Source organism: uncultured Campylobacter sp., assembly GCF_938045225.1.
Taxonomy (GTDB): domain Bacteria; phylum Campylobacterota; class Campylobacteria; order Campylobacterales; family Campylobacteraceae; genus Campylobacter_A.
This window is the reverse complement of sequence record NZ_CALINL010000272.1, coordinates 1-6,275: the sequence shown is the minus strand read 5'-3', so window position 1 is coordinate 6,275 and position 6,275 is coordinate 1. Positions and strand designations below refer to the sequence as shown.

Genomic DNA, 6,275 nt, shown 5'->3' with positions numbered 1-6,275 from the left:
TCTTTACATTGCCACGTGGTGCTACGGCGCTTGATTACGCTTATGAGATTCACTCAGAGATCGGACTTTACGCAAAAGAAGCTTATATAAACCGCGTTAGGATGCCACTTTTAACAGAGCTAAAAAATGGCGACATCGTTAGGATAGTAACTGGCGAAGAGGCTAAATTTCGCTGTTCGTGGATAAATAGCGTGCGAACAGGCAAGGCAAAGGCGACGATAAGGTCATTTTGTAAGCAAAAGATCAAAGATATAAACTACAAAATGGCGATAGATATCTTAAAATCAGTATTTAACGTCTCAAAAGATAGAATTTTAGAGTGGATAGAGTGCGAAAATTTAGGCAAAAAGGTCTTTCGTGCAGCAACTGATAGCGAGTATCTGCAAGAAGTGGCAAATATGCTTAAAAAATACATCAGAAAAGAGCGTCCATTTATGATCTCTTTGGGCGACAAATACCAGATCAAAAAGCAGAAATTTGAAAATATAGTAATCTACTCAAATCACAAAATTTCAAATGTCGAGTTTGATTATTGCTGCAACCCAAAGCGCGGCGACGATATCGTGGGGTTTAGAAACTATCACCACGTCACCGTCCACCACAAGCTTTGCGAGCGGTTTATGAAGCTAGCCGAAGAAAAAAATGAGATGATTTTCGTCAAATGGACGCGGGTCGCTCCGCATAGGTTTAAGATTATCTTGAGTCTTGAAAACAGGCGCGGATCGCTTGCGGAGTTTTTGACGTATATGGCTAAAATGCAAGTCGATCTCGTAACTATCAGCCTCACCGAAACTAGAGAGGCGACGGCGGACTTTTTCGAGCTAACGATCGAGCTTGGCGAAAATTTGAACGTAAACGAAATAAAAGAGCGACTAAGAGATCGCTACAAAATCATAGACTTCGTGTCGCTTGACGACGCATACGGACATTAATAAATTTAGGAGAGAAAATGGGCGAAAATTTGAGCAAAATAATGAGTGATATAAAAAAAGGCGTCGCTGAGATGATAGACGAGGAGCGCGTCGAAAATTTAGTAAAAAACTACTATGAAAAGGGCGAAAATTTCTACGTTAAAGCAGGCTTTGACCCGACGGCTCCCGATCTGCACCTGGGTCACACCGTAGTACTTCAAAAGATGGCTCTTTTGCAAAAACACGGCGCGATAGTGCAGTTTTTGATAGGCGATTTTACGGGGCAAATCGGCGATCCTAGCGGCAAAAGCCAGACGAGAAAAAAGCTAGACCGCGAGACCGTGGCGGCAAATGCTAAAACCTACGAGGAGCAGGTTTTTAAAATCCTAGACCCGCAAAAAACAAAGATAATGTTTAACTCCAAGTGGCTAAACGAGCTGGGAGCTGCCGGTATCGTTGAGCTAACTAGCACCTTTGCAGTGGCTAGGATGCTTGAGCGCGATGATTTTGAAAAAAGATACAAAAGCGGCGCCTCGATTTCGATTAGCGAATTTTTATATCCGCTCCTTCAGGGCTACGACAGTGTCGCGATGAAGTGCGATATCGAGATGGGCGGCACGGATCAGAAATTTAACCTTTTGATGGGGCGAACTTTGCAGCGAGTTTACAACGTCGGCAAAGAGCAAGCCGTCATAATGATGCCGCTTTTAGAGGGGCTTGACGGCGTAAATAAAATGAGTAAGAGCCTAGGAAACTACATCGGCGTGACCGATGAGCCAAACGATATGTTTGCTAAAGTTTTAAGCGTGAGCGACGAGCTAATGTGGCGCTGGTACGAGCTACTTAGCGAAAAAAGCACGGAAGAAATCGCAAATTTAAAAGCGGACGTAGCTAGCGGCAAGGCTCATCCAAAGGCCGTAAAAGAGGCGCTCGCGCTAGAGATCACGGCTAGATATAACGGCGAAGCGGCGGCGAAAGAGGCGAAGGCCGAATTTGACCGCGTGCACTCGCAAAATTTGATCCCGACCGAGATGGACGAGTTTGAGCTCTCGGCTCCCGTTTGGATCGTGCAGGCGCTCACTCACTGCGGACTATGCGCTAGCAGCTCTCAGGCGCGCAGAGACATTGCGGCAAACGCCGTGAGCCTAAATCAAGAAAAGATCGCCGACGAGCAGCTTCAGTTGGGTGCCGGCGAATACGTCTTGCAAGTAGGCAAGCGTAAATTTGCAAAACTAAAGGTAACCTGATGCAACCCGTAAAAATCGGAAAATACGATATAAAATACCCGATAATCCAAGGCGGAATGGGACTTGGTATCAGTTGGGATAGGCTCGCCGGAAACGTCAGCCTAGAAGGCGGCCTGGGCGTCATAAGCTCGGTAGGAACAGGCTACTACGAAGGACGAAAATACATCACCCAAGAGCTAAACGCCAAGCCCTACGGTAGCGGAAATTTCTACTCGCGAGAGGGACTAAAAGCCGTCATCGATAACGCGCGTAAAATTTGCGGCGACAGGCCTCTTGGGGTAAATATCCTGTATGCAAGCAACGACTACGAGCGTATCGTAAAAGACGCTTGCGACCACGGTATAAACGTGATCATCACCGGTGCGGGTTTGCCTACGAATTTGCCTGAATTTACAGTAGACTACCCGGACGTGGCTTTGGTTCCTATAGTATCCTCGGCAAAGGCGCTAAAAATCATCTGCAAACGCTGGCAGGGGCGCTACGGTAGGCTTCCAGACGGCGTGGTGTTAGAAGGACCTCTTAGCGGCGGGCATCAGGGCTTTACCTACGAGCAGTGTATCGATCCAGCGTACAGCCTGGAAAATTTGATAACGCCCGTTAGCGAAGAGATAAAGCAGTGGGGCGATTTTCCGTTATTTGCGGCGGGCGGTATCTGGGACAAAAACGATATCGATAGAGCTATTTTGCTTGGGGCAAACGGCGTGCAGATGGGTACTCGCTTTATCGGTACGCACGAGTGCGACGCTAGCGAAGAGTTTAAAGAGGTACTCCTTGCAGCCAAAAAAGAGGACATCGAGCTAATCAAAAGCCCTGTAGGCTACCCCGCACGAGGCGTTAGAACAAATTTAATAAATCTAGTCGACAAACGCCAAGGACCGAAAATCAGCTGCGTAAGCAACTGCGTAAGCCCGTGCCAGCGCGGCAAGGAAGCTAAAGAAGTTGGCTACTGTATCGCAGACCGTCTTTACGACGCATTTGCGGGGCGCAAGGAGACGGGACTGTTTTTCACGGGCGCAAACGGCTACAAGCTAAACGAGATAATAAGCGTGAAAGAACTATTTGAAAAACTGATAAATGGCGAAGATAGTTAAATTATTTTTAATATTTCTATTTTTTTTTAATAGCGCAATTTGCGCAAGCACTTTATCGAGTTTGGATAAATTCGATAAAAACTTTGAGGGCGCAACCAATAAAGAAAAAATTGCAATGCACCAAGAGCTAAGGACTCTTTACGTAAAATCCATAATGGAAAATAACGTAAATTTAAGAGTCCAAAGCTTAACTAGACTCATAAAAAGCTCAAAAGCCCTGGGGCTAGATACCAAACCGTATGAAAAAGAGCTCGCGAGCATACCGCAGTCTGCAAAGCCAAGCGAAGAAAAACCAAAACAAGAAATAAAGCAGGTCAAAAAAGAACAACAAAAACAAGAGCCAAAGCAAAAAGAAGTAAAACTAAGCCAGCTATCCTCGGCTCCGCTGGCCGCCCAAAATGCCAAAACCGTCAAAAATCAAACTTTGCAGCTTCTAGAAGCATCTGATAACGACGGGAATTTCGAGCTAAAATTTAACCGCCAGCTAAACGGCAATGATATAAAAAAAACCGACCTTAATCAAAAAGGTTCTTATAAAACGATTTATGAATTTAAAGGAATTTGGAGCGGCGGAAAACTGCAAAGATTTAAGAACTACTTGGTGGATGAGATCCGCATAAGTCAGTTTGACGAAAAAACCGTTAGGGTGGTATTCGTAAGTCAATTCGAGCCAAATTTAAAACTTAGAGTCGATAATCAGTCTTTAATTTTCTCAAAGGCTAAGCCCACGCAAAGCCAAAATTTAACGAGTCAAAGCAGTAAACAAAAAAATCATCAACCGTCTATCAAGCAAGAGCTCCCAAAAATCGCTGCAAATTCGAAATCTGAAATAACTCAAATACAACAGCAAAAAGCAACTCAAGACCAAGCTCAAAATCAAAAGCTCGCTCAGCAAAAGCAAGAAAAAGTTGCCGCGCAGACCAAGATGGATGCTAAAAGTACCCAAAGCACCACCGAAAAGGATGAGCAAGAAATCGTGTTAGCGCCCGTAAAAACGGCGGCCACTAAAAAAACCACAAGCGCTAAAGGCAAGGTTGTCGTCCTTGACGCAGGGCACGGCGGCGACGATCCGGGGGCTATAAACGGCTCTTTAAAAGAAAAAAACATCGTGCTAAGCATCGCGCAAAAGGCGGGCAAGGAGCTGCAAGGGCGCGGCTATAAGGTTTATTACACGCGTAGCAAGGATAAATTTATCAACCTTCGCGACCGCACGAAATACGCCAACGACAAAGCTGCTGACCTCTTTATCTCCATCCACGCAAACGCCGCGCCGAGCAAAACAAAGGCGGCGACTATGCGCGGCATAGAGACGTTTTTCCTCTCGCCGGCTCGTTCTGAGCGCAGCAAAAACGCCGCAGCGCTGGAAAACAAATCCGACATTGAGGAGATGAACTATTTTTCTAAGCAGACATTTTTAAATTTCCTTAACCGCGAGAAAATCATCGCCTCAAACAAGCTCGCCATCGACGTTCAGCGCGAAGTTTTGGCGCGAGCAAAATCCGTAAGCTCAAAGGCCTCCGACGGCGGCGTTCGCGAGGCGCCTTTTTGGGTGCTAGTGGGCGCGCTGATGCCTGCGGTGCTGCTTGAGGTCGGCTACATCACTCACCCTAGCGAAGGTGATCTCATAAATAACTCAAAATACCAAGATGCCCTAGCCAAGGGGCTCGCAGACGGCATAGACGTCTATTTTTCAAACCAGCAATGAAAAGCGCGCGAGTCGTTTTAAAGGGTGGCATCCCGTTTAATCCCGAATTTGACGACATTTACTTTAACGCAGACGATCCCATAGGGCAAAGCGAGTATGTTTTTAACTCCGTTTTTGATGAAATTTGGAGTAAAAAGAGCGAATTTAACGTGCTTGAGGCTGGATTTGGCGCAGGGCTAAATTTCCTCTGCGCTTTTAAAAGATTTAAAAACTCAGATAAATTTTTAAATTTCGTCAGTATCGAAAAAACGCCTATCGCTAGAGACGATCTAACCAAAATTTACGCGAATTTTAGCGAGCTAGCGGACGTTTCGAGAGAGCTTTTGGAGGCCTACCCGCCTCTTATTCGTGGATTTCATAGGTTAAATTTAGCTCCAAACGTCACGCTTACATTGTGCTTTGGCGACGTGTACGAGGTTTTGGATGAACTTAGTTTTATCGCGGACGCCGTTTTTATGGATGGTTTTGCTCCCGCTAAAAATGAAGCCATGTGGAGCGAGCTGGTTTGCGGTAAAATCGCAAATTTATGCGCATTGGGCGCTAGCGTTTGCACGTATTCGGCCTCGGGCGCGCTAAAAAGAGCCCTGCAAAATAGCGGCTTTGAGGTAAAAATGCTAAAAGGCTACGGCAAAAAGCGCGAGATGCTGCGGGCTAAATTTGCGGGCGAGCGGCAAGCTGAGAATGAAATTTGGTTTAGCAGATTTGATCCCGCTAGCAAGGCTACGCCAAAGAGTGCGCTAGTTATCGGCGGCGGCGTAGCTGGCTGCGTTTGCGCGTTTAGGTTACGCGAGCGCGGCCTCGAGGTCACGATCGCCGAAAAGCGCGGCGACATCGCGCTAAACGGCTCCGGAAATCACTGCGGGATTTTGATGCCGCTTATCACGAAGCCAACCGTAAATTTAGGCCGCATGCATATGAACGCGTTTTTGCAGGCGGCGCGCTTTTACGGCCAAAACCTCGGTGCCCGGGAGATAGAGTTTTGCGGCGCGACGGACTACGCATACGAGCAAAAGACGCTAGAGCGCTTTTACGAGTGGCGCGAATTTGACGCGGATAACGGCGTTTTTGAGCTAAAATTTGAGGACGAGCCTTATGCTAGCGCGTTTATCTTTAGCGGCGCAAAAGCTCGCCCTAGAAAGATGTGCAAGGCTGCAAGCTCAGGCATAAAAACGCTATTAAACTACGAATTTATCGGCTTTGAGACGCTTGAATGCGGCGCAGTTAGGGTGCACTTTAAGGATGGGCAAAGCATCGACGCCGACGCGCTCGTGCTTGCTATCGGCAGCGAGAGTATGGAACTCTTTGCGGACTACGACATCAG

General features: G+C 46.8%; 5 protein-coding genes. All 5 read left to right on the top strand.

Annotated elements, in window-relative coordinates; genetic code table 11:
- Positions 1–932 (top strand): TGS domain-containing protein (locus Q0200_RS09770; protein WP_297940767.1); only part of this gene is annotated, 932 nt, incomplete at its 5' end.
- A 17-nt stretch (positions 933–949) separates the two neighbouring features.
- Positions 950–2,158 (top strand): tyrosine--tRNA ligase, encoded by a 1,209-nt coding sequence (gene tyrS, locus Q0200_RS09765; protein ID WP_297940765.1) that lies wholly within the window; start codon positions 950–952, stop codon positions 2,156–2,158.
- Positions 2,158–3,249, top strand: coding sequence for a nitronate monooxygenase family protein (locus Q0200_RS09760; protein ID WP_297940763.1), 1,092 nt, complete (start codon positions 2,158–2,160; stop codon positions 3,247–3,249). Before tyrS ends, Q0200_RS09760 begins: the two co-directional genes overlap by 1 nt.
- Complete coding sequence (locus Q0200_RS09755) at positions 3,233–4,954, top strand: N-acetylmuramoyl-L-alanine amidase (protein WP_297940761.1); 1,722 nt, start codon at positions 3,233–3,235, stop codon at positions 4,952–4,954. The genes Q0200_RS09760 and Q0200_RS09755 overlap by 17 nt, the downstream gene beginning before the upstream one ends.
- On the top strand, positions 4,951–6,275 hold a 1,325-nt coding region (mnmC, locus tag Q0200_RS09750), incomplete at its 3' end, for a bifunctional tRNA (5-methylaminomethyl-2-thiouridine)(34)-methyltransferase MnmD/FAD-dependent 5-carboxymethylaminomethyl-2-thiouridine(34) oxidoreductase MnmC (protein ID WP_297940759.1). The genes Q0200_RS09755 and mnmC, both read left to right, overlap by 4 nt.